The organism is Pseudomonas sp. PvP027 (genome assembly GCF_017833005.1).
GTDB lineage: Bacteria > Pseudomonadota > Gammaproteobacteria > Pseudomonadales > Pseudomonadaceae > Aquipseudomonas > Aquipseudomonas congelans.
The window spans coordinates 500770-520432 of record NZ_JAFIBK010000001.1; the positions used below are offsets into that span (position 1 = coordinate 500770).

Sequence of the window (19663 nt, forward strand, 5' to 3'; positions counted from 1 at the left end):
TCCGAGCTTGCTGCTGCGCATCTGATTTACCGAAGCTTTTGCCGTGAACAGGATCAAATCCGGCTGCCAGCAAACAGTGGCCAATCAATATTATATCAATATCACCTATCTGAGCTTACATCCGAAAACCATCTAGCGAGAAGCACATTCCGGGAAGCAGGCGCCTCACTCTGTAGCGATTTGTGTCCAGTGTGATACTCTTTTTAAATCCTTTGATATTGAATTAATGGCAACTAGCCAATAATATTGCGTGCACAATTCCCCAACTAATTCGCCACTAGTGCTTACAGGGTAGTCATGACTGGTCAATCAATTAATTCGACACGCCATCTACGTAACTCTGTTGACGAGCACACTCCCGCACCGACGCACGTGCTTGATTTCGGCAAATGCAGGGGCACCCGAAAAGGACCGGTCTTCCTGATCGGCTCGGGAAAATCAGCCAGGGATTTCCCGATCAAAGAGTTCTCGCACATCCCCATGATCACCATGAACGGCGCGTTCTCGATGTTCGCAGACACGAACATAAAACCGTTGTTCTACGTGTGCTCCGACAGGGATTTCCCCAACCAGCAGCCTGAGCTATTCGCCGCTGCCATGCGCTCCAGCGAAAATGTAGGCCTCTGGGAAGATCAGTTTCACGGCGACATTCCCAGACCCTCAGGAAGCGCTTATGCATTGAAGAAATCGGCGAGACTGTCGACAGTTGCCGCACTCTGCTCGCGAGAAGATGCACTGGTCAGGAAACTCTCGTTATGGAGTAGCCGAAGCAGGGATATCGGATTCAGCAAGAATCTGGAACTTGGTTTTTTCGACGCCAGAACTGTCATGTACCTGGCTCTGCAATTGTCCTATCACCTTGGTTTCAGCCAGGTATTTCTGGTCGGCTTCGATATGAATCAGTCCGTGGGCCGATTCTATGAATCATCTAGCGACAAGTGCTCACCCTGTGGTCTGGACCAGCATTACGAATCGAGAATTCTGCCCTCGCTGGAGCTGATGTCGAAACAGGTCGTCGGGAGTGACTTCCAGGTATTCAATGTGTCCGACAGCTCGCGAGTACCGCACGAGGTCATTCCCAAGTTGAGCCTTGATGAAGTTCGATATAAGGTCAGCGACGCGCTTCAGCGATAGTATTCAAAGGATTGCGCAGCTACACGCTGCGAAGGGCGCTGAAAAACAGGCGCCAGCCCTGCCCCGCCCCGTTAAACTCGGCAATCCTCTGCCGTCCACCATGTCACTGCCGCCCGACCTATGCGACAATGTGCGCCAATGTCTGGCGTGAACCCCCACATTCATATCCCGGCAACGCAGTCGTGGCAGGCTGCAGTTGCTGTAGACGTATGCCCGTTGGGTCAGCTCATGCTCGGACGGAGCGGACTGAACAGCTTCGGTGGGGTTCTGAATACCACACCCGCTGACGCCAGCGCTCCCCCCGGTTATTGCCCAAGTTATTGATAGGTAAAGTAATTGATCTCCACAGCTAACATCACGATGCAGTTCGGCCCCAAACCCTTGTTCGAGAATGTCTCGGTCAAGTTTGGCGCTGGTAACCGTTACGGCCTGATTGGCGCAAACGGCTGCGGCAAGTCCACGTTCATGAAAATCCTCGGTGGCGACCTCGAGCCCTCGGGTGGCCAGGTGATGCTGGAGCCGAACGTGCGTCTGGGTAAGCTGCGCCAGGATCAATTCGCCTATGAAGAGTTCACGGTGCTCGACACCGTGATCATGGGTCACGAAGAGCTGTGGAAGGTCAAGGCCGAGCGCGATCGCATCTATTCGCTGCCGGAAATGAGTGAAGACGACGGCATGGCCGTTGCCGAACTGGAAACCGAGTTTGCGGAAATGGACGGCTATACCGCCGAATCCCGCGCGGGTGAATTGCTGCTGGGTCTGGGCATCGGCATCGAACAGCACAACGGTCCGATGAGCGAAGTATCGCCGGGCTGGAAGCTGCGCGTTCTGCTGGCGCAGGCACTGTTCTCCGATCCGGAAGTGCTGCTGCTCGACGAACCGACCAACCACCTGGACATCAACACCATTCGCTGGCTGGAAAACATCCTGACACAGCGTAACAGCCTGATGATCATCATCTCCCACGACCGTCACTTCCTGAACAGCGTGTGCACGCACATGGCCGACCTGGATTACGGCGAGTTGCGTCTGTTCCCGGGCAACTATGACGAGTACATGACCGTGGCGACCCAGTCCCGCGAGCAGTTGCTGTCCGACAACGCCAAGAAGAAAGCTCAGATTTCCGAACTGCAATCGTTCGTCAGCCGCTTCTCGGCCAACGCCTCGAAAGCCAAGCAGGCCACTTCCCGAGCCAAGGCGATCGACAAGATCCAGCTGGCCGAGGTCAAGCCATCCAGCCGTGTCAGCCCGTTCATTCGTTTCGAGCAGACCAAGAAGCTGCACCGTCAGGCGGTCATCGTCGATCGCATGGCCAAAGGCTTCGACGGCAAGACCCTGTTCAAGGACTTCAGCTTCCAGGTCGAAGCCGGCGAACGTGTGGCCATCATCGGCCCGAACGGCATCGGCAAGACCACCCTGCTGCGCACCCTGGTCAACGAGTTGCAACCGGATGCAGGCACGGTCAAGTGGACCGATGCAGCGGAAATCGGCTACTACGCTCAGGACCACGCCCACGATTTCGAGGATGACTCCACCCTGTTCGACTGGATGGGTCAGTGGACCCAGGGCGGCGAGCAAATCGTGCGTGGCACCCTGGGCCGTATGCTGTTCTCCAACGACGAGATCCTCAAGTCGGTGAAGGTGATTTCCGGTGGTGAACAGGGCCGTATGCTGTTCGGCAAGCTGATCCTGCAAAAGCCCAACGTGCTGGTGATGGACGAACCGACCAACCACCTGGACATGGAATCCATCGAATCGCTGAACCTGGCGCTGGAAAACTATCCAGGCACACTGATCTTCGTCAGTCACGACCGCGAGTTCGTGTCATCGCTGGCGACCCGCATCATCGAACTCAGCCCAAGCGGTGTGATCGACTTCAGCGGCACTTATGACGATTACCTGCGTAGCCAGGGCGTTTCGTTCTAAGCCTTTCAGCCAGCGATAGCAAAAAGCCCTGTCTTGTGACAGGGCTTTTTATTTTCAGAACGCTTATTCGCTCGGCTGGCTGAGCACTTCAATCCACAACGCACCCTTGCCCGAGGGCGCTTCGCTGACCCGTTGCAAGGCTCCCTTCTCGCCGATGGCGTAACTGCCGACCTTGTCGCTTTTCTCGCCACTTACCAGCAACCAGCGCCCGTTGGGCGACACCGCGATGTTGCGCGGCTGCTTTTCCTGAACGGGGTAATTTTCAACGAACGTCACCTTGCCACTGGCGGGGTCAACCTTGAACACCGACACGCTGCTGGTGGTGCGCTCGCTGATGAACAGCCATTTGCCGTTCGGCGCGATGCGAATATCCGCGGCCCAGATACGCGGCGTCGGATCATCCTTGAGATCGTTGTTGCGCGCATCGCGGGCCTGTCCCGGTGCCAGCTTCAAGCGCTTGGGAATACCGTCTGCCTGACTGATCTGCTTCAACGCACCGGTTTTCTGATTGATCGCGAAGGCCGTGACGGTGCCACTCATTTCACCGACGACATACAGAAACTTGCCGTCGGACGAGAATGCCAGGTGACGCGGACCGGTATTGCCGGGAACGGCGACATAGCCCTCGCCGATGGGGACAAGCTTGCCGTCCTTGGGCTCCAGGCGGTATTGCAGCACACGATCGACTCCCAGGTTGCCGGCGTACACAAACCGGTTGCTCGGATCGGTGCGTACCGAGTGCGCGTGCATGCCGGTCTTGTAAGTCTGAATGCTGTCGCTGGGGCGGTGCTGCGCATCGATGGGCTGGACGCTGAGCAAGTCGGCACCATAGGAAGCGCCGAACAGGAAGCGTCCGCTGCGATCAGTAGACAGGTAAGCCAGACTCTCGGCCAGCGGTGCTTGGCTCAGCGGTTTGAGGTGTCCTGTTCCAGGCTCGATGCTGAAACTCAGCACTTGATACGGCTTGGCACGCAACGCCGCGAATAGCGCCTTGCCATCCGGCGTGATGGCCATCGGATTGACCTGATCGCCCGCTTTGGTTTGCTCGACCAGGCTGAGCGCTCCGCTTTTTTCATCCAGACGGTATTGGGAGATGAGCCCGTCGGTGGGGCTGGAAATGTAGGCGAAGGTGGCTGCCTGGGCACTCAGGCCGAATGAACAACCGACTGCGGCGGCCAGCAACAGGATATTTTTCATGACGAACCTTTTTATTATTGTGATGTGATCAGTCATCCTATGACCATATTCTCACAACGGCAACTGTCCGATAAGCAGCCCGCATAATACCGTTAGCCTGCTTTCATTTATCCACGACGCACGCCATGATGAGGCACTCCCACCGCCTGCCAGCGAAGAGCCCAATGCCTGCCGCACGTCCCGGTTCCATGACGATTACCCTGCAGATCGTCTCCATCGTCTTTTACACGTTCATTGCCTTCCTGTGCATCGGCCTGCCTATTGCGGTATTGCCCGGCTATGTTCATGACCAGCTGGGTTTCAGCCCGTTGATTGCCGGCCTGACCATCGCCTCGCAGTACCTCGCCACCCTGCTCAGCCGACCTTTCGCCGGCCGTGCGACAGATACACTGGGCAGCAAGCGCTCTATTGTGTTCGGACTGTGGGGCATCGTCATCAGCGGCAGCATGACCTTGCTGGCAACACTGCTGCACGAGTTTGCCACGCTGAGCCTGTCGATTCTCATCGTCGCACGGCTGTTCCTTGGCGTCTCTCAGGGGCTTATCGGGGTCGGCACCATCAGTTGGTGCATCGGCAAGGTCGGCCCGGAACACACTGCCCGCTCAATCTCGTGGAACGGTATTGCGTCCTATGGTGCGATTGCCATCGGTGCACCGCTGGGCGTGGTGGTCATCGACAGCATTGGCTTCAACAGCCTGGGTGTCGCCCTGATGGTGATGGCGGGTCTGGCACTGAGGCTGATTCGCGACAAGCCGTCGGTACCCATCATTGTCGGTGAGCGCCTGCCCTACTGGTCGGTATTCGGCCGGATCGCACCCTATGGCCTGGGACTGACGCTATCGTCGATCGGCTATGGCACGCTGACCACTTTCATCACCCTGTTCTATCTGAATCGTGGCTGGGAAGGGGCAGCCTATTGCCTGAGCATGTTTGGTGTGTGCTTTATCCTCGCCCGCCTGCTGTTCATCGGCGCCATCAATCGGCTGGGCGGCTACAACGCAGCCATTGTGTGCATGGCGGTAGAAATCTGCGGGCTACTGATGCTCTGGCTCTCGCCGAGCAGCGCCGTTGCCCTTGCAGGGGCCGGACTGACCGGCGTTGGGCTGTCGCTGGTCTACCCGGCACTCGGCGTGGAGGCCATCAAGCGCGTGCCTACCCCCAGCCGCGGCGCGGGTCTGAGCGCCTACGCGGTGTTCTTCGATCTGGCACTGGCAATCGCAGGTCCGGTGATGGGGGCAATTGCCCTGGGCCAGGGCTATGACTGGATATTTTTCTACGCTGCCCTGCTGTCGGTTTGCGCGCTGGCCCTGACAATCTGGCTGTCGCGGCGTGCCGCTGCAGCAGAATGAATCGGCCTCGACAGTGACTTTCCTGCATAAGCTTTTCGCTTGTAGTTCCAATAGTTAGTAGATAAAGCTGAAATTACGCCATCGGTCGGTCAACTTCTTGACGCAACCGGCAACGACTTCTTGACTTGATACTGCGAGCCTCGAAACAGGCTTGCGAAGTGATCGACACCCATCTTGGCGTGACGTCGCTTTGCGTAGCAGTCTGGCGCCTCGGTCCCTCTCGATTGCCCCCCCTGCTGCCTGGCCGGGAGAGCTGTGATGAAAATCCGTCGTGTTCATCAGTACCAGACCTGCAACGTGCTGCCCGTGGTGATACTGGCAATCATCCCTTCCTGGGCCGAAGGTGCCTGCACACTTTCCTCCCTGGCAGCGGCGGGTGTTCAGGTCTGTGATAGCGGCAGCAGCGGGCCTTTTAGCGCCCTGAGTGGCGACCACGTGCTGATATTTCCGGTGGGCGGGACGGGCACCGTATCCGGCAATATCCTTTTTGGTCCGGGAATGGACAGCGTGGACATGCAGTCGGGGCGCATTCTGGGCAGCGTGACCCAAGGAGCCGGGATTGACCGCTTCACACTTTTTGCGGGTCAGGTCAGCGGCGATCTGAACCAGGGCGATGATCCCGACGATTTTGTCATGAGTGGTGGCACGCTGGGCTCCCTGGCCCAGGGCGATGGGCGGGATACCTTTCTGATGACGGGTGGCACCATCACTCGCGCGTTCGAGGATGGCGACGTGGCGGTGATGACCGCTGGCAGCATCGGTCGCGTGGACATGAAGCTGGACAACAATGTATTCGAGATGTCCGGTGGCACAATCATCAACAACCTGGTCACCGGCTTTGGCAGGGACACGATCACCCTGTCGGGCGGCCTTGTTGGCGGCAATGTCAGTGTCAGTGGCGGCGACGACCGGATCACCCTAAGTGGCGGTGAGATTAGTGGCGAAGTTCGTACCAGCGTTGGCAGTGACAGCTTCAACTGGCTGAACGGCGGTTATGCACGCAGCAACGTGTTGATGGCGGACGGCAACGATACGGCAGTTCTGTACAACCTGAGCGAATACTACCTGAGCGCCAACCCGCTGCTCGACGGCGGCCCGGGCAACGACGTGTTGACCTTCGACAACACCGCATCGTCGCAGCCGGGTCGCTATGCCAACTGGGAAACAGTCAACGTGAGCAATGGCTCGCAGCTGAATCTGGCCGGCACGCTGGTACTCGGCGACAACGTGAGTGACACCGGCGTTCTGAACATCGATTCCACCAGCAAGCTGCTCTCGACCTCGGGCAGTATTGTGCCCTTCAGCGCCGGATCCCTTGCCTCACTGGAGAATGCCGGAACGCTGGACCTGAGCGATGCAGGCCGTTCACTCACTGGCACATTGACGGTGGCCGGCAATTACACCGGCCAGAACGGGCGACTGCTGTTGCTCTCGGCGCTGGGCGACGATGCATCTGCCAGCAACCGACTGGTGGTGACACAAGGACGTATCAGTGGGTCTACGCGCATGTTGGTCAGCAACGCGGGCGGCCTAGGCGCCCTGACCCGTGGCAATGGCATCGAAGTGGTGCAGGCCATCAACGGCGCAACCAGCGACAACACGGCCTTCTCGTTACAAAATCCGCTGGCGGCAGGTGCTTATCAGTACTATCTGTTCAAGGGCGGCGCCACTGCCGGCTCTGAGAACAGCTGGTTTCTGCGCTCTGCGGTGATTGCTCCGCCAACACCAGCGCCGCCCCCTGTCGAGCCCGCCCCCGAACCTGCACAACCACCTCCACTGCCCACACCTGTTCCTGTCCCCGAACCTACACCTACACCTACACCTACACCTACACCACAGCCTGCGCCTGATCCCGAACCTGAGCCAACACCGCAGCCTGTCCCTGTCCCGCCCCAAAACCCTGAGCCCGAGCCGACCAGCCCCACCCCTGTCCTGCCAGCAGCCACACTGCCAGTGCCCGCAATCGGAACCCCGCCGCTGCCGGAACCCGTTCGCGGAGCCGCGCCCATCGCGCTGTACCGACCCGAGGTCGCCAATTACTCCGTCGTAGCACCGACTGCTGCGGTCCTGGCCCTGAGTTCACTGGGCACCTTTCATGAGCGCCAGGGTGATCAAGCCTTGTTGACGCAAAACGGCACGACGTCGGCAGGTTGGGCACGCGTGTTCGGCAGTGACTTCAGGCAACGCTGGTCCGGAGATGTGAGCCCTGGCCTGGACGCTTCATTCAAGGGTTATCAGATAGGCCATGACGTGTATGCCTGGCAACAGGACAACGGGCAGACTCAGCGTGTCGGCCTGTTCGTGGCGCATAACCGCCTGGACGGCAAGGTGAAGGGGTTCGCAGAGGGCTTCAGCGACTACCAGACAGGTCGTCTGAAACTGGAGGGCGAGAGCCTGGGCGCCTACTGGACGCTGACTACACCGAGTGGAGGATACATCGACGCAGTAGCGATGGGCACACGCCTGGATGGCCGCAGTCGCTCTGTCAGGGGCATCGGTGTCGACACTGAAGGCCATGTGATGAGCCTGTCTGTCGAGGCAGGGTACGCGCTGCCGCTCTCACAGCGCTGGGTTGCAGAGCCTCAGGTACAGATCATCTATCAACGCGTAGACCTGCAGGATCAGGATGACGGCATTGCCCGTCTCGGGTTCGACAGTCAGGCTTACACCACAGGGCGCATCGGCATGCGCTTCAAGGGACGCTATCAATTGAGCAGCGTACCGATAGAGCCTTATCTGCGCGTCAACCTCTGGCACACCAAAGACGGCCATGACACGCTGACCTTCGATCACGCAGAGCAGATAAGAACCGCGCATCGATCAACGACGGGCAGTATTGGCGCAGGGATGATAGCGACATTGAGCAGCAACGCCAGTCTGTACTGGAGCGCTGATTACCTCAGTGATCTGGACGAGCATGGAACGGAGGGAGTGAACACCAGCCTGGGGTTCAGGCTGGTGTGGTAATGCGACCGTTGGCGCGGGGACGCGCCTTGATCAGTCTTTCTTCGGTTTGAAGATCAGCACCGCGAGTGGTGGCAGATTCAGCACCAGCGAATCCTCCATCCCATGCGCCGGCGCGGCTTCAGTCAGGACCTCGCCACCGTTGCCAAAGTTGGAGCCTGCGTAGGTTTCTGCGTCACTGTTCAACAGCTCCGTCCAGGCACCTCGCATCGGCGCGCCGAGACGGTAGTCCAGGCGCGGCACCGGGGTCATGTTGGCGACCACCAGCAACGGTTCGCCGTCTTTGCTCCAGCGCAGGTACGCAAACACGCTGTTGGCACTGTCATCGCCAACCAGCCACTGGAAGCCGGCAGGGTCTGCATCGCGCTCGTGCAGCGCCTTTTCCTCTCGATAGAGGCGGTTCAGGTCGCCGACCAGGTTCTTCACGCCCACGTGCTCGGCGTATTGCATCAAGTACCAGTCCAGTTCCCTGTCGTGATTCCACTCGCGCCATTGGCCGAATTCGCAGCCCATGAACAGCAGCTTCTTGCCTGGGTGCGTCCACATGAATGACAGATAGGCACGCAGGTTAGCGAATTTCTGCCAGCGGTCACCCGGCATCTTGTCGATCAGCGAATGTTTGCCGTGCACCACTTCGTCGTGGGAAATAGGCAGTACAAAACGCTCGGACCACGCATACACCAGACTGAAGCTCAGCTTGCCATGGTGATGCCCGCGGTTGATCGGGTCCTCTTCCATGTACTGCAGCGAGTCATGCATCCAGCCCATGTTCCACTTGTAGTTGAAGCCAAGCCCGCCCTGCTGGGTCGGCTCGCTGACACCCGGCCACGCGGTCGACTCTTCGGCAATCACCATGGTCCCGGGGGCTTCCAGCGCAACCACGTCGTTCAAGTGACGCAGAAAGTCGATAGCCTCAAGGTTTTCGCGGCCGCCATAACGATTCGTCACCCATTCGCCGGCATTACGCGAATAGTCGCGGTACAGCATCGACGCCACCGCATCCACGCGCAGACCGTCGATGTGGTAATGCTTGAGCCAGTGCAGTGCAGAGGCCAGCATGAAGCCATGAACCTCGGTGCGTCCCAGGTTGTAGATCAGGGTGTTCCAGTCCTGATGGAAGCCTTCCTTGGGGTCAGCGTACTCATACAGACAAGTACCGTCGAATTGCGCCAGACCATGGGTATCGGTTGGAAAATGCGCCGGAACCCAGTCAAGAATGACGCCGATTTCAGCCCGGTGGCAGGCATCGACGAAGAACGCGAAATCTTCCGGCGAACCGTAACGGGCAGTTGGCGCGAACTGGGCCAGCAACTGATAGCCCCATGAACCACCGAACGGGTGCTCCATGATCGGCATCAGCTCGATGTGCGTGAAGCCAAGTTCCTTGACGTAGGGAATCAGGCGGTCAGCCAGTTCACGCCAGTTGTACTGCCGCCATTGATTGTCGTCGACCTGCTCCATTTGCCAGGAGCCTGCGTGCAACTCGTAGATCGACAAGGGCGCGTTGACCTCGTGACGGCCTGCCCTTGATTGCAGCCACTCCTGGTCATTCCACTCGAATTGCAATGGCGCAGCGATCTTCGACGCGGTATCGGGCGGCAATGTGGTGGACAAGGCCATCGGATCGCTTTTCAGCGGCAGAATCCCGTGAGCACCGAGAATTTCATACTTGTAGACCTCACCGGGCTGCAGGCGCGGGACAAAAATTTCCCAGACGCCGGTCGGGTGGCGCATGCGCATCGGATGGCGACGGCCATCCCAACTGTTGAAGCTGCCAACCACAGAAACACGACGCGCATTGGGCGCCCAGACCGCAAAACGGACACCGTCCACGCCATCGACGCTGGTGACTTGCGCGCCCAGACAGCTGCTCAGGTCGCGATGATTACCCTCGGCAAACAGGTAGAGGTCCATCTCGCCCAGCAGCGGGCCAAAGCTGTAGGGGTCTTCGGTGATCTGTTCACCGCCGGCCCAGTTGATTTTCAGCAGGTAAGGCTGCGGGTGCTCGAGGTGACCGACGAAAAACCCCGGCACTTCGCTCATTTCCATCTCGCCCAGTTCGCGACCGTCATCCCTGGCCAGCAGGCGGACACTCAAGGCCGCGGGCAGATAGGCGCGGACATACTGCCCGCTGCCGCCATCGCCATGCGGGCCGAGGATAGAGAACGGGTCATGGTGTTCAGCACGGATCAGCGCGTCGAGGTCCACAGCAGCGGGAATCGCGCGGCGGCGCGTGCCGGTTTTGTCAGGCGCATTCATATTGACTCTCCATCAGACGGTTGCAGCAGCCCACGCAAGCCTTGCAAGGGAACGGCCAGCCAGGCTGGACGGTTCTCGGCTTCGTAGATCACTTCATAAGCAGCTTTTTCAAGGGTGAACAGCTCGAGTGCAGCGTCCTCCCCTTTTGCATCTTTCCAGGCATGGGCCATGCCGGTGGTCGCCGAACGATAACCTTCGATGAAGGTTTCCCGCGCCTGCGCCAGGTAGGTATCGGCCACACGTTTGCGCGCGCCGGCTGCCTCGGGAGACGTGTCGACGCTCTGCGCACTGCGTACAGCCATGGCCGCAGCGTAATCGAAGGAGCGCAGAACACCGCTGACATCCTTGAACGGGCTGTGCTTGGCACGGCGCTCTTCAAGTGCGCGGGCCGGCTCACCCTCGAAATCGATCAGGTAGGCATCGCCCTTGACCACCAGTACTTGCCCCAGATGCAGATCGCCGTGCACACGAATGCGCAGGCCACCGGCCGAGCGCTTGGCCAGGCCCTCGATGCGCTGACGGATCTGCTTGCGCTGCGCGAGCAAGTCTTTGACCAGTTGCTGATCGTCCTGCTCCAGCTCGCCCATGCGCTGTTCCAGCAGCTGCAAGGCGCGCTCGAGCTGAGCGTTGACGCTGGCTCCGGAGGCCTTGCTGTCCTGGCTGCTGGTGACTTCAACGGCAAAATCCGCATTGTCGGTGGGCGACGCGAGGATCTGATGCATCTCACCCAGGCGCTGGCCAAGACTGCGCGAAAAGTCCGCGAGTTCGAGCAACGCGTTGTAATGCTGTTCCTGACCGGAAACACCATGGGCCAGCTCGTCACGTACTGCACGCTCGAGATTGTTCTGGGTCCACTCCCACGCATCACCCTGATTGCTCAGATACCCCTGGGCGATCATCAGCAGACTGGACTGGCCGTCCTTGCCGACACGTACCAGTGAGCCCAGCAGCGGAGAAATGTTCTTGAAGCCGGCATGGGTCAGGAATGCCCCCATTTCCAGCTCTGGGTGCGTCCCGGCGCTGACTTTGCGAATCAGCTTGAGCACCAGACTGCTGCCGACCACCACCGAACTGTTCGATTGCTCGGCAGACAGGTAGCGCACTTCCGACTCGGCGGTCAGGCCAAGGGGGGCCAGCTGCGAGCTTTGCTCGAAGCGCAACTCGCCGTCGGCACAGGGGATGACCGTGTCCGACTGCATGCCCTGAATCACTGCACGGATGAAGGTTTCCAGGGTGAATGCGTCAGTGATCAACCCGACATCGCGGCTGCGACGCACTCGGGCCAGTGCCAGTTGCTGCGGCAATGCACTGCTGATGTCGTCTTCGGCCAGCAAGCCGAACGGCAATTGATAGCGATCGGTCTGGCCGCCTGCGGTGACTTCGATTTCGCTGAGCAATACCGGGTGCGCTTCATCGCCGAAGCGCACGGCGTAGGCAATGCTGACCTTCTCGATCGCCTTGTCCTTGCCCGCAAACCAGCGCCGCTTGGGCAGGTAGACCGCCAGCGAGGTGTTTTCCATGGTGCTGCGCAGTGGCTCTTCGAGCAACTCTTCCAGACGCTTCTTGAGCACCAGAGTCGGGAAGTCCGGCATGCTCTGCGCGGGTTCAACGTGCCAACTGGGCATTTGATTCTCCGAAGCCAGTAAAAACCAGTAAAAACCGTACGGCGGCAGTGTCAGCAGGTAGCTTAACTGGCCGATGGGCGGGAAAGCGCTGCCGCCGAGCATTTCCACCGGCACCGTGCCTGCATAGGCAGACAACTCAAGCTCTGCAGCCTGGGCGGCGCTGGAAACGTTGGCGACACACAACACCACTTCACTGTGTCCGTCAGGTGCTGTGTATTCGCGGGTATAGGCAAGAATGCGGCGGTTCGATGGCGAAAGCATTTTCAGCGTGCCACGCCCGAATGCCTTCTGCTGTTTGCGCACGGCGAGCATGCGCCGGTTCCAGTTCAGCAGCGAATGTGGGTCGCGTTCCTGGATTTCGACGTTGACCGACTGAAAGCCATACATCGGGTCCATGATCGGTGGCAACACCAGACTGGCCGGGTCGGCGCGCGAAAAGCCGCCGTTGCGGTCGATGGACCATTGCATGGGCGTGCGCACCCCGTCCCGGTCGCCCAGGTAGATGTTGTCGCCCATGCCGATCTCGTCGCCGTAATACAGCGTCGGTGTGCCGGGCATCGACAGCAGCATGCTGTTGAGCAACTCGACCCTGCGACGATCGCGATCCACCAGCGGTGCCAAACGCCGACGGATACCCAGGTTGATCCGTGCACGACGGTCGGCTGCGTAGTAATTCCACAGATAGTCACGCTCACGATCGGTGACCATTTCCAGGGTCAGTTCATCGTGGTTGCGCAGGAAAATGGCCCATTGGCAGTTCTCCGGAATTTCCGGCGTCTGCCGCAAAATATCGGTGATCGGAAAACGATCTTCCTGGGCCAGCGCCATGTACATGCGTGGCATCAACGGAAAGTGAAAAGCCATGTGGCATTCATCGCCATCCGGGCCTTTGCTGTCACCAAAATACAGCTGGGTGTCTTCCGGCCATTGATTGGCCTCGGCCAGCAGCATGCGGTCCGGATAGTTCGCGTCGATCTCGGCACGAATGCGCTTGAGCACCTGATGGGTTTCCGGCAGGTTCTCGTTGTTGGTGCCGTCCCGCTCGATGAGGTACGGAATGGCATCCAGACGCAGACCGTCGATGCCCAGATCCAGCCAGAAGCGCATGACTTCGAGGACCGCATCCAACACGTGCGGGTTGTCGAAATTCAGGTCCGGCTGGTGGGAGTAGAAACGGTGCCAGAAGTACTGGCCGGCAACCGGGTCCCAGGTCCAGTTGGACGTCTCGGTATCGAGAAAGATGATCCGTGTACCGTCGTACTTCTGATCAGTGTCCGACCACACATAGAAATCCCGCGCCTTGGAACCGGGCTTGGCGTTGCGGGCTTTCTGGAACCACGGGTGCTGGTCGGAAGTATGATTGATGACCAGTTCGCTGATCACTCGCAGGCCACGCTTGTGAGCCTGGGCGATGAAACGCTTGGCATCGGCCATGGTGCCGTAGTCGCTGTGCACATCGCGGTATTCGGAAATGTCGTAACCATCGTCCCGGCGCGGCGACGGATAAAACGGCAACAACCAGATGGTGTTGACGCCCAGCGCGGCAATGTAGTCGAGCTTTTCGATCAAGCCCGCAAAATCGCCGATTCCGTCGTTATTGGAATCAAAGAACGATTTCACGTGAACCTGATAAATCACCGCATCCTTGTACCAGAGCGGGTCTTTGATAAATGTCGCGTCACCGGGCTTTTTGGCCATTATTGACTCCTCGGGAGTGTTATTGCGCGGCCTGGATACGCCAGATTCCAAACGGTTGAGCTGGATCGAGACGCGTGTGCTGATACTTGCCGTACCAAGTCCAGCGGTGCCCGGTCATCAGGTCTTCACCCGACGTAGCGGCGTCATCCGGCAGGCCCATTTCCCACAGCGGCAACTCGAAATCCGCTTCCTGTGCGTTGTACGGGTCGAGGTTGACGGCAACCAGAATGAAGTTGCTGCCATCCGCCGAGCGCTTGCCGAAATACAGGATGTTGTCGTTCCACGCGTTGTACAGCTTCAGACCCAGGTGCGTTTGCAGCGCAGGGTTCTGCCGACGAATGCGGTTGAGTTGAGCAATCTCGGCGATGATGTTGCCCGGCGCCGCGTAATCGCGAACCCGAATCTCGTACTTCTCAGAGTCCAGATACTCTTCCTTGCCGGGAATCGGTGCCGCTTCGCAGAGCTCGAACCCCGAATACATACCCCACAGCCCGGACCCCATAGTGGCCAGTGCCGCCCGGATCAGAAAGCCGGTACGCCCGGACTCGTGCAGGAAGCGCGGGTTGATGTCAGGCGTGTTGACGAAGAAATTCGGACGATAACAGTCGCGCCATGGGACTTCATTGAGCTGGGTGAAATACTCGGACAGCTCCGCCTTGGTGTTGCGCCAGGTGAAATAGGTGTAGCTCTGGCTGTACCCGACTTTGCCCAGTCGCGCCATCATTGCCGGCTTGGTGAAGGCTTCGGCCAGGAACATCACCTCAGGGTGCTGACTGCGCACCTCGCCGATCATCCACTGCCAGAACGGCAGCGGCTTGGTGTGCGGGTTGTCGACGCGGAAGATTTTCACGCCCTCGTTGACCCAGCCCAGCACGATATCGCGCAACTCCGTCCACAGGCCGGGGATGGCGTCTGGTGCGTAGAAGTCGACGTTGACGATGTCCTGATATTTCTTCGGCGGGTTTTCCGCATAACGGATCGTGCCGTCCGGACGCCACGAGAACCAGCCCGGATGCTGCTTGAGCCACGGGTGATCCTGGGAGCACTGGATGGCGAAGTCCAACGCGATTTCCAGACCATGATCGGCGGCAGCTTTTACCAGATTACGGAAATCTTCACGACTGCCCAGCTGCGGATGGATGGCTTCATGGCCCCCATCCTCGCTGCCGATTGCATACGGGCTGCCCGGATCATCAGGGCCTGCGGTCAGAGAGTTGTTCGGCCCCTTGCGGTGGGCACGGCCGATAGGATGAATCGGCGGGAAATACAGCACGTCGAAGCCCATGTCGCGAATGATCGGCAGACGCGAGTGGACATCGTTGAACGTACCGTGGCGTGCCGGATCGTCGGTCACCGAACGGGGAAACAGCTCGTACCAACTGGCGAACTGCGCCAGCTCACGCTCGACATCCAGCGGGAACTCGACGCTGCGGCTCAGGAAGGCCTGATTGTCGGCCAGCTTCATCAGGCTGGCGGTTTCGCTGTGCAACAGCAGCGCGACCTTCTCGTCTTTATCGCCCTGCTCAAGCTGGCCCAGCAGACTTTCGATCTGCTGACGCTGCTCGTTCTGGCTGCGCTCGGCGGCGTGCACCAGATGAATGCGGCCCTCTTCCAGTTCCAGATCGACAGGAACGCCCGCGCCGAACTTCTTCTCCAGCTCATAACGATAGCTGCCGAACTGATCGATCCAGGCTTCGAGGCGAAACACATGACGGCTGACAGAGGTCGGGGTGAATTCACCGACCCAGCTGTCATTGCCCAGCTCGCGCATTGGCGCGCTGTGCCAGTGCTCTTCGTCGGCAGCACGCCAGCGGATATTGACCGCCATCTTGTCGTGCCCATCGGCATAGACCTTGCTGGTCACGGTAACCGGTTGCCCGATGATCGCCTTGGCCGCAAACAAGCCACCGTCAATCACCGGCAACGTGTCTTCAATCACGATGCGGGGTAATTGCAGCGCCTGGGTCAGTGACAGCGGAAGGGTTGCTTGCGGGACATCGGTGGCCAGGGAATCCGGACCGTATGGCTGTTCATTCATCGAGCATCACTCCTCACGCCCCAGGGACGCTCCTGTGCATTCCATGCAATGGAAAAATTGACGGTATGGCAGCGTACGATCGCACTGTGCTGGCGACTCGTCTATTTCCGCTGCCTAGGTTCCGAGCGGTCAACGAGGGTAAAGTTCAAAGGTTTTGAGGATGTTTACGGGTCGTGCCGAGAGATGGAGCAACGAAGGAGCGGGTCAACGGGGCAACTGTCGCGGGAGGCAAATCAATTGAATCATCACCAATGCAGGGCGGTCGTAAACAGTGTCGACAAGGAGGCTGCAACCATGATCCTACCCAATCCGGTAGAAGTACCCGATCCAAACATCGATGACCCTGCCCTGCCCGAGCCAGTGCCCGAACAGGATCCGCCGCCATCCACGCCACCACCCAATGAAACGCCAGTCGGCGACCCGCCCGCCAATGCGCCACCGGTCACGGTGTGACGAGTCAGTAAGCGGGGTCTGAAGGCGCCTGCCCGACCATGGACGCCTTCAGCGCCCTCCCGCCACATCGATGAACGTTCCTGTGGCGTAAGACGCATTGTCCGACAGCAACCAGAGAATGGCCTCGGCCACTTCTTCGGCGGTACCGCCACGGCCCATTGGCAATGCCCCCTCAAGCTTGCTGACGCGAAACGGATCGCCGCTCAAGGCGTGAAAGTCGGTGAAGATGAAGCCCGGACGTACCGCGTTGACGCGAACGTTTTCCGCTGCGACCTCTTTGGACAGGCCGATGGTGAAGGTGTCCAGCGCACCTTTCGATGCCGCATAGTCGACGTACTCACCTGCCGAGCCCAGGCGTGCCGCGAGTGACGATACGTTGACGATGCTGCCGCCGTGCCCTCCGTGAGCTGGCAACATGCGCAACAAGGCGTGTTTGCTGCACAGCATCGGGCCGACGACGTTGTTCATCATCATCTTCAACATGCGGAATTCCGACATGTCCTCGACTCTGGAAGCCTGCGCCAGGGTGCCCGCATTATTTACCAGATGGGTGACACGACCGAGTTCGGAGTCGACCCTGGCAAACAGCCGCATGATCTCGTCTTCGTTGCTGACGTCGGCCTGCACGGTGATCGCTTTGGCGCCCATCGCCCTCACCTGGCCTGCCGTCTTTTCGGCCGCGGCATGATCCGACAGGTAGTTGATGCAGATCCGATAACCCTGTGAGGCGGCCAGACGCGCTGTGGCAGCGCCGATACCGCGCGAACCACCGGTGATAATGAGGACTTTTTCCATGGAGTGTCTCGTTTTTTCAAAGGCCGACATCAGGATCCAGCCAACCCTCGCAGGTTAACCAGCCGGTTCGGATCGTGACAGCCTTTACCGTCCAGCGCCATCTGCACGCTTCAGAAAGCCGCTTGCCCGGTATCGGACGCATCCACTGCAGCTTTCGTTTCGGCGGCGCGGATTTCTTCGAGAAACTGCTGGGCTGGCAACGGATAACCCAGCAGAAAGCCTTGCAGCGAGTGGCATCCCAAGTGAGTCAGGAAGCGCTGCTGAACGGCGGTTTCGACGCCTTCGGCAACTATCCGCAGATTCAACGCCTGCCCTACCGCGACGATGGCCGAGACGATGGCGGCGTCGTCGGTGTCATGCTCAAGGTCGCGGACGAAGCCCCGATCAATCTTGATTTCATTGGCAGGCAGTCGCTTCAGGTACATCAGGCTGGAGTAACCGGTGCCAAAATCATCGATCGACAGGTCCACGCCCATTTCCGAAAGCCTTCTCAACACCGCCAGGCTGGCATCCGCATCATGCATGGCAGTGGTTTCGGTGATTTCCAGGGTCAGGCAGTTGGCCGGCAACTGGTGCCGGGCCAGTGTGTCGGCTACTGCCGTGACCAACCCGGAATGACAGAACTGCAAGGCCGACAGATTGACTGCAATGCGCCAGTGCGAGTACCCCTGCGTGTACCACTCACGCATTTGTCGACAGGCTTCGTCCAGTACCCACTCGCCGATCTGAATGATCAGGCCGGTTTTCTCCGCCATGGAAATGAACAGGTCGGGCCCCAGGATTCCCTGCTCCGGATGATTCCAGCGCAACAACGCTTCTGCGCCCACCGGCAGCCCGGTCATGGCGTCGAACTTGGGCTGGTAATAGATACAGAACTGCCGGTGCTTGATCGCCTTGTGCAAATCCTGCGACATCTGCAGCTGATTGCGGGCGTTACTGTTCATCGATGCATCGAAAAAGCTGTAGCCGTTCTTGCCGGCAGCCTTGGTGTGGTACATGGCCGCGTCGGCATTGATCAGAAGCTCATGCTGGGTGCTGCCATTGCCCGGGTACATGCAGATGCCGATGCTCAGGGAAATCTGCAACTGATGTTCGCCAATGTTGAACGGGTTGCCGACTTCGCTGACCTGTCGTCTGGCAACGGTCAATGCATCCTCGGGGTTTTGAAGCTCCACCAGCAGAACGAACTCATCGCCGCCGACTCTTGCCAGGGTGTCGCGTCGATGCAGGCTGTTGCGCAGACGCAAGGCGACCTGTCGTAACAGCAGGTCGCCAGTGTGATGGCCGAACGCATCATTGACTGGCTTGAAACCATCGAGGTCCATGAACATCAGCGCAAAGCAACCACCTGACTCAGTGGCCCTCTTCATCGCCTGATCGATGCGCTCCGTCAACAACGCCCGGTTTGGCAAGCCGGTCAGGTTGTCATGCAGGGCCAGGTGGGTCAGTTCCAGATTGGCTTCAGTCAGGGAATCGGCCAACACGGCGGTACGTGTTTCCAGGTGGGAATCGAGAATACAGCTGAACAGCGCAATCCCCAGAATCGACAGGCTGGTGACCAGCACCATCCTGTCCAGCCCGTTACTGCTCAGCCCCTGGGGCAGCGCACCGCAAAAGCTGCCATCGGCAAAATTCGCAGCGGCCATGCCGGTGTAATGCATGCCGATGACAGCCAGCCCCAGCAACAGCGCCGCCGAGGCGCGTAGCAGGTAGACCCTGGGGCGCTGCTGGCGAAGATGGAAGGCTATGCGCAATGCTGCCGCAGACGCAGCGATAGCAATGACCACAGAAAGCACGAACAGCCACGGCGTATATTGAATGCCAGGCTGCATGCGCATTGCAGCCATACCGGTGTAGTGCATGGCGCTGATGCCAAGCCCCAGCAACACCGCACCCAGGCTAAGTTGCAGCGCGGGCAATCGTGGCTGGGTGGCGAGCCACAGGGCGAACCCTGAAAAGCCGATGGAGATCAACAGCGAAAGCAGCACCAGTGGCACGTCGTAGCCCAGGTCGATGGGTAATACGAACGCCAGCATACCGATGAAATGTGTCGACCAGGTGCCAACGCCCATCGCGATAGCGCCGCCCGCAGTCCATAAGTGGACAGCACGGCCCCTGGCCGAAACGATGCGGCCAACCAGATCGAGGGCCGTATACGCGGCAAGAATAGCGACGAGGATCGACATGACGACGAGTGAAGGGATGTAGCTGCCAATCAACATAAA

At 59.2% G+C, this 19663-nt stretch carries 11 protein-coding genes; 5 read left to right on the forward strand and 6 right to left on the reverse strand.

Annotated elements, in window-relative coordinates; genetic code table 11:
- Window positions 1-297: 297 nt before the first annotated feature.
- Together JOE33_RS01750 and JOE33_RS01755 are read left to right on the forward strand one after the other, a co-directional pair.
- Window positions 298-1134 (forward strand): lipopolysaccharide biosynthesis protein, encoded by an 837-nt coding sequence (locus tag JOE33_RS01750; protein WP_122693974.1) that lies wholly within the window; start codon window positions 298-300, stop codon window positions 1132-1134.
- 336 nt (window positions 1135-1470) lie between these two features.
- Window positions 1471-3060 carry an ABC-F family ATPase gene (locus JOE33_RS01755; RefSeq protein ID WP_025990880.1) on the forward strand — a complete coding sequence of 530 codons (1590 nt, stop codon included), beginning with the start codon at window positions 1471-1473 and terminating at the stop codon, window positions 3058-3060.
- A 63-nt stretch (window positions 3061-3123) separates the two neighbouring features.
- On the opposite strand, the gene JOE33_RS01760 is transcribed toward JOE33_RS01755, so the two are convergent.
- Window positions 3124-4257 (reverse strand): lactonase family protein, encoded by a 1134-nt coding sequence (locus JOE33_RS01760; RefSeq protein ID WP_010429524.1) that lies wholly within the window; start codon window positions 4255-4257, stop codon window positions 3124-3126.
- A 164-nt stretch (window positions 4258-4421) separates the two neighbouring features.
- Here JOE33_RS01760 and JOE33_RS01765 point away from each other — a divergent pair, with 164 nt between their 5' ends.
- Window positions 4422-5606 carry an MFS transporter gene (locus tag JOE33_RS01765; protein WP_163009721.1) on the forward strand — a complete coding sequence of 395 codons (1185 nt, stop codon included), beginning with the start codon at window positions 4422-4424 and terminating at the stop codon, window positions 5604-5606.
- A gap of 258 nt (window positions 5607-5864) precedes the next feature.
- Window positions 5865-8573 carry an autotransporter outer membrane beta-barrel domain-containing protein gene (locus JOE33_RS01770; RefSeq protein ID WP_209924028.1) on the forward strand — a complete coding sequence of 903 codons (2709 nt, stop codon included), beginning with the start codon at window positions 5865-5867 and terminating at the stop codon, window positions 8571-8573.
- A 30-nt stretch (window positions 8574-8603) separates the two neighbouring features.
- Here the strand turns inward: JOE33_RS01770 and glgB are convergent, their stop codons facing one another.
- From glgB to JOE33_RS01785, 3 genes are read right to left on the reverse strand one after another with little or no spacing between them, the layout of a single operon-like run.
- Complete coding sequence (gene glgB, locus JOE33_RS01775) at window positions 8604-10829, reverse strand: 1,4-alpha-glucan branching protein GlgB (RefSeq protein ID WP_187625606.1); 2226 nt, start codon at window positions 10827-10829, stop codon at window positions 8604-8606.
- Window positions 10826-14152 (reverse strand): maltose alpha-D-glucosyltransferase, encoded by a 3327-nt coding sequence (gene treS, locus JOE33_RS01780; protein ID WP_122529033.1) that lies wholly within the window; start codon window positions 14150-14152, stop codon window positions 10826-10828. Before treS ends, glgB begins: the two co-directional genes overlap by 4 nt.
- A gap of 19 nt (window positions 14153-14171) precedes the next feature.
- Window positions 14172-16190 carry an alpha-1,4-glucan--maltose-1-phosphate maltosyltransferase gene (locus tag JOE33_RS01785; RefSeq protein ID WP_187625607.1) on the reverse strand — a complete coding sequence of 673 codons (2019 nt, stop codon included), beginning with the start codon at window positions 16188-16190 and terminating at the stop codon, window positions 14172-14174.
- Between the two features lie 294 nt (window positions 16191-16484).
- Here JOE33_RS01785 and JOE33_RS01790 point away from each other — a divergent pair, with 294 nt between their 5' ends.
- On the forward strand, window positions 16485-16643 hold the full coding sequence (locus JOE33_RS01790; RefSeq protein ID WP_080288792.1) for a hypothetical protein: 159 nt from the start codon (window positions 16485-16487) through the stop codon (window positions 16641-16643).
- Between the two features lie 48 nt (window positions 16644-16691).
- Here JOE33_RS01790 and JOE33_RS01795 read toward each other — a convergent pair whose 3' ends face one another.
- Window positions 16692-17438, reverse strand: coding sequence for an SDR family oxidoreductase (locus JOE33_RS01795; RefSeq protein WP_054993665.1), 747 nt, complete (start codon window positions 17436-17438; stop codon window positions 16692-16694).
- A 110-nt stretch (window positions 17439-17548) separates the two neighbouring features.
- Window positions 17549-19660 (reverse strand): bifunctional diguanylate cyclase/phosphodiesterase, encoded by a 2112-nt coding sequence (locus JOE33_RS01800; protein ID WP_032614015.1) that lies wholly within the window; start codon window positions 19658-19660, stop codon window positions 17549-17551.
- Between the last annotated feature and the right edge of the window lie 3 nt (window positions 19661-19663).